Genomic DNA, 3,603 nt, shown 5'->3' with positions numbered 1-3,603 from the left:
ACGAGTCCGCCGTGCGCCCGATCGGCAAGCCGCTTAGCCTGGTGTTCCGTGGTTTCCTGGTCAACGTCAGCAACCCCAAGGCGTTGGTGTTCATGCTGGCGGTGCTGCCGCAGTTCCTCAACCCGCATGCGCCGCTGTTGCCGCAGTATGTGGCCATCACGGTAACCATGATCAGCGTGGACATGCTGGTGATGGCGGGCTACACCGGCCTGGCCTCGCGGGTGCTGCGCCTGCTGCGTACGCCCAAGCAGCAGAAGCGTCTGAACCGCACGTTTGCCGGGTTGTTCATTGGTGCCGCTACCTTCCTGGCTACCCTGCGCCGCGCGCCCCTCTGATACACCGCAGGCAAGGCATTCGCAGGCTCGCCGACGAATGCCTTGCCGCTATTCCTGCCGGTCCATCAACCCCTTGAGCAAATCCACCGGCAACGGGAAGACAATGGTCGAGCTCTTGTCCCCGGCAATCGCGCCCAGCGTCTGCATGTAGCGCAACTGCATCGCCCCCGGCTCCTTGCCCAGCATCTGCGCCGCCTGCATCAGCTTTTCCGACGCCTGTAATTCGCCCTCAGCATGGATCACCTTGGCCCGTCGTTCGCGCTCGGCCTCGGCCTGGCGGGCGATGGCGCGTACCATCGATTCGTTGAGGTCGACGTGCTTGATCTCGACGTTGGCCACCTTGATGCCCCAGGCATCAGTCTGCGCATCCAGCACCTGGCGGATATCCGCATTCAGCTGTTCGCGCTCGGCCAGCAATTCATCCAGTTCGTGCTTGCCGAGCACCGCGCGCAGGGTGGTCTGGGCCAACTGGCTGGTCGCCACCATGAAGTCCTCGACCTGGATGATCGCCTTTTGCGGGTCGAGCACACGGAAGTACAGCACGGCGTTGACCTTGACCGAGACATTGTCGCGGGTGATCACATCCTGCGTCGGTACATCCAGCACCACGGTGCGCAGGTCGACCCGGACCATTTGCTGGATCACCGGGATCAACAGGATCAGCCCCGGCCCCTTCACCTGCCAGAAGCGTCCCAGCTGGAACACCACGCCGCGCTCGTATTCGCGCAGGATGCGAAATGCCGACAGCAACAGCATCGCCACAACGACTGCTATCGCGCCGAAACCCACTTGCATGAACATGGTCACGCTCCTTGCGCCGCCAGCCCGGCGGCGCTGACTTCCAGCATCACGCCATTGCGCGCGGTCACCCGCACGTTCTGGCCGGCTTGCAGCGGTGTCGCGCATTGCACTTGCCATTGCTCGCCTTGCGCCAGCACCACGCCACGCAACGGGTTGCCCGCCATCACCTGGGTGACGGTGGCCAGGCTACCCAGCAGGCCGGCGTCGCCGCTTACCAGCGCCCGTCGGCGCGCCTTCACGGCCATCGCCAGCACCCCACCGATCAGCAGTACCAGCAGCAGTGCCAGCGTAGCGACCAAGGCCAGCGGGAGGCCGAAGCCGGGGGTATCGGTGTCGATCAGGCACAGCGCGCCGACCACGAAGGCGATGATGCCGGCAAAGCCGACTACGCCGTAGTTGGGCAGGAAGGCTTCGGCGAGCATGAAGGCGATGCCGAGGAGGATCAGTGCCGCGCCGGCGACACTCACCGGCAACAACAGCACGGCTTGCTCACCGGCCGCAGCCTGACCGCTCGGCGTGATGCCAAGCAGCAACAGCAGCAACAGCCAGCGCCAGCAGCGGGCGATCACCTGTCGTCACCTCGGTCGTCCTCATACAACAAGTTTAGCCCCGGCTGCCGGCAGCCGGCCTAAAATTGAAGATTGGGGGGCGAAACCGGAGGTGCACCATGCGTATGGCAAAGACCCTGCAGAATCGCCTGGACAAGGCCAACTGCGACTACGACATCATTCCCCATCCACATTCGGCCACCAGCCTGGAGTCGGCCCGCACGGCTGGCGTGCCCGCTGAGCGGGTCGCCAAGTCGGTGATGCTCGATGACCGGCATGGCAACTACATCATGGCCGTACTACCGGCCAACCGGCACCTGGACATGAGCAAGGTGCGCATGTCGGGGGCCTGGCAACTGACCCGTGAAAGCGGCCTGCCGAGCCTGTTCGGCGACTGCGAACGGGGGGCCGTGCCTGCGTTGGGCGATGCATACCAGATAAAGATGCTGCTTGATTCGAGTCTTACTCGCCAGGGCGATGTCTATCTGGAGGCGGGTGATCACGATCATCTGATTCACATGAGCATGGAGCAATATTTGAAGCTGGTGCCGCGCGCCGAAGTGCGTGAGCTCAGCTGATGCTCTCAACCCATGCCGGGCCGGCATCGTCGATGATCGGTTCGGCACCGAGGAGGAACCATGGACAATCCGATTCATCCTTTGTCTGAAATTTTCAAACAGTTGGGGCTGTCTGACGACCCGGTCGAAATCGACAGGTTCATCACGACTCACTCACCGCTCGACGACGATGTGAAACTGGTCGATGCCCCATTCTGGAACGATTCGCAGCGCGATTTCCTGAAAGAAAAATACATCGCTGATGACGACTGGATTCCCATGATCGACCAACTGAACGAGGCGCTTCATCCCCAGAAAAAATAAAGTGCCGAGCGGCACCTGACGAGTGATTGGCCGTTGCTATGCTCAGGAAAACAATAGGGGATAGCGCCATGAAAGATCCCTACGCACCAGGTTTCTGGTGCTCCGTGATGATCCTGGGCACGCTGACGGCCAGTTACTTCTACGGCATCAGGCATACGCAACAGATGAACCAGGCGGTGCACTTTCTGTATGCCGCCGCTGCAATCACTGTGGCGGCTGCTTTGGTGACGCTGACCTGGATCGCCTGGCAGCAGCTGCACTTGAACAAGCGCGAAGTGACCCAGGGCCGAACGCTGCTGACCATCTGGAACACCAAGGTCGCGCTGCGCCGCGTCGAAACCGTGTTCGACCGCTATTTCTGGGGCAGCTACTGGCATTCGGGGCGTACGTTCGAAGAGGTCATGGGTGAGCTCAAGGGCACCCCGCTGGAGCAGAGCCTGGATGCGCTGAAGCGCCAGTGCCGCACGCTTGACCGCGAAATTCACGACCATCACCACCACTGGCTGGCAAATGCCCGCGACCTGTCCAGCGTTGCCCAGGCCATGGCCCGCGAGCGCTATCAGCTGGACCTTGGCGAACCCACCCCTAGCGGCCATGGCAATACCGCCGTGCTCAACCGTGACCTGGAAGTGCTGGTGTACACCTGGTCGGCGCGCCTGCGCAGCTTCGACCATCAACTGGACGAACTGGAGCGCGCCTACCATTGAGAGGGGCCTCATTCGCCGCGGATGTATTGCTCCAACTGCAGGATAAGGCCGGCCTGTTCGGCGATGGTTTCCTTGACCAGGTCACCAATCGACAGCAGACCGAGCAACTCTCCGTTGCTGACCACTGGCAGGTGGCGCAGGTGGCGGTTGGTCATCAGGTTCATGCAGTACTCGAGGTTCTGCTTGGGTTCCACGGTGACCACAGGCGCACTCATGATTTCGCGCACCGGGGTGGCGGCGGAAGAGCGGCCCTTGAGTACCAGTTTGCGTGCATAGTCCCGTTCACTGACGATACCCACCACCTGGTTGCCCTCGACCACGGGCAACGCAC

Annotated in this window: 6 protein-coding genes and 1 pseudogene; 4 read left to right on the top strand and 3 right to left on the bottom strand. The window is 62.1% G+C overall.

Annotation, left to right across the window (positions count from 1 at the left end; all coding sequences use genetic code 11):
* The coding region (locus tag HP546_RS27735; RefSeq protein ID WP_172232262.1) for a LysE family transporter at window positions 1–335 on the top strand (335 nt) is incomplete at its 5' end.
* A gap of 48 nt (window positions 336–383) precedes the next feature.
* Here HP546_RS27735 and HP546_RS27730 read toward each other — a convergent pair.
* Together HP546_RS27730 and HP546_RS27725 are read right to left on the bottom strand one after the other, a co-directional pair.
* Window positions 384–1,136: a slipin family protein gene (locus HP546_RS27730; RefSeq protein ID WP_172232259.1), complete on the bottom strand. Its 753-nt coding sequence runs from the start codon at window positions 1,134–1,136 to the stop codon at window positions 384–386.
* Between the two features lie 2 nt (window positions 1,137–1,138).
* Window positions 1,139–1,621 (bottom strand): annotated as a pseudogene (locus HP546_RS27725) (NfeD family protein); the annotation flags it as partial.
* 182 nt (window positions 1,622–1,803) lie between these two features.
* Between HP546_RS27725 and HP546_RS27720 the strand changes: the two are divergent.
* The 3 genes from HP546_RS27720 to HP546_RS27710 all read left to right on the top strand — a co-directional run bounded on the left by HP546_RS27720 (window position 1,804) and on the right by HP546_RS27710 (window position 3,272).
* Window positions 1,804–2,262, top strand: coding sequence for an aminoacyl-tRNA deacylase (locus HP546_RS27720; protein WP_172232256.1), 459 nt, complete (start codon window positions 1,804–1,806; stop codon window positions 2,260–2,262).
* A gap of 60 nt (window positions 2,263–2,322) precedes the next feature.
* Entirely contained in the window at window positions 2,323–2,565 is a 243-nt protein-coding gene (locus HP546_RS27715; protein ID WP_172232253.1) for a DUF2789 domain-containing protein, read from the top strand.
* Between the two features lie 68 nt (window positions 2,566–2,633).
* On the top strand, window positions 2,634–3,272 hold the full coding sequence (locus tag HP546_RS27710) for an NADH:ubiquinone oxidoreductase subunit N (protein WP_172232250.1): 639 nt from the start codon (window positions 2,634–2,636) through the stop codon (window positions 3,270–3,272).
* A gap of 8 nt (window positions 3,273–3,280) precedes the next feature.
* Here HP546_RS27710 and HP546_RS27705 read toward each other — a convergent pair.
* A partial coding sequence (locus tag HP546_RS27705) for a CBS domain-containing protein (RefSeq protein WP_172232247.1) occupies window positions 3,281–3,603 on the bottom strand: 323 nt, incomplete at its 5' end.

The sequence above is a fragment of the Pseudomonas sp. CM25 genome, assembly GCF_013179705.1.
In the GTDB taxonomy this organism is placed as follows: Bacteria; Pseudomonadota; Gammaproteobacteria; order Pseudomonadales; family Pseudomonadaceae; genus Aquipseudomonas.
Note: the sequence above shows the minus strand (reverse complement) of the source record. Positions and strands in the feature narration are given on the sequence as shown.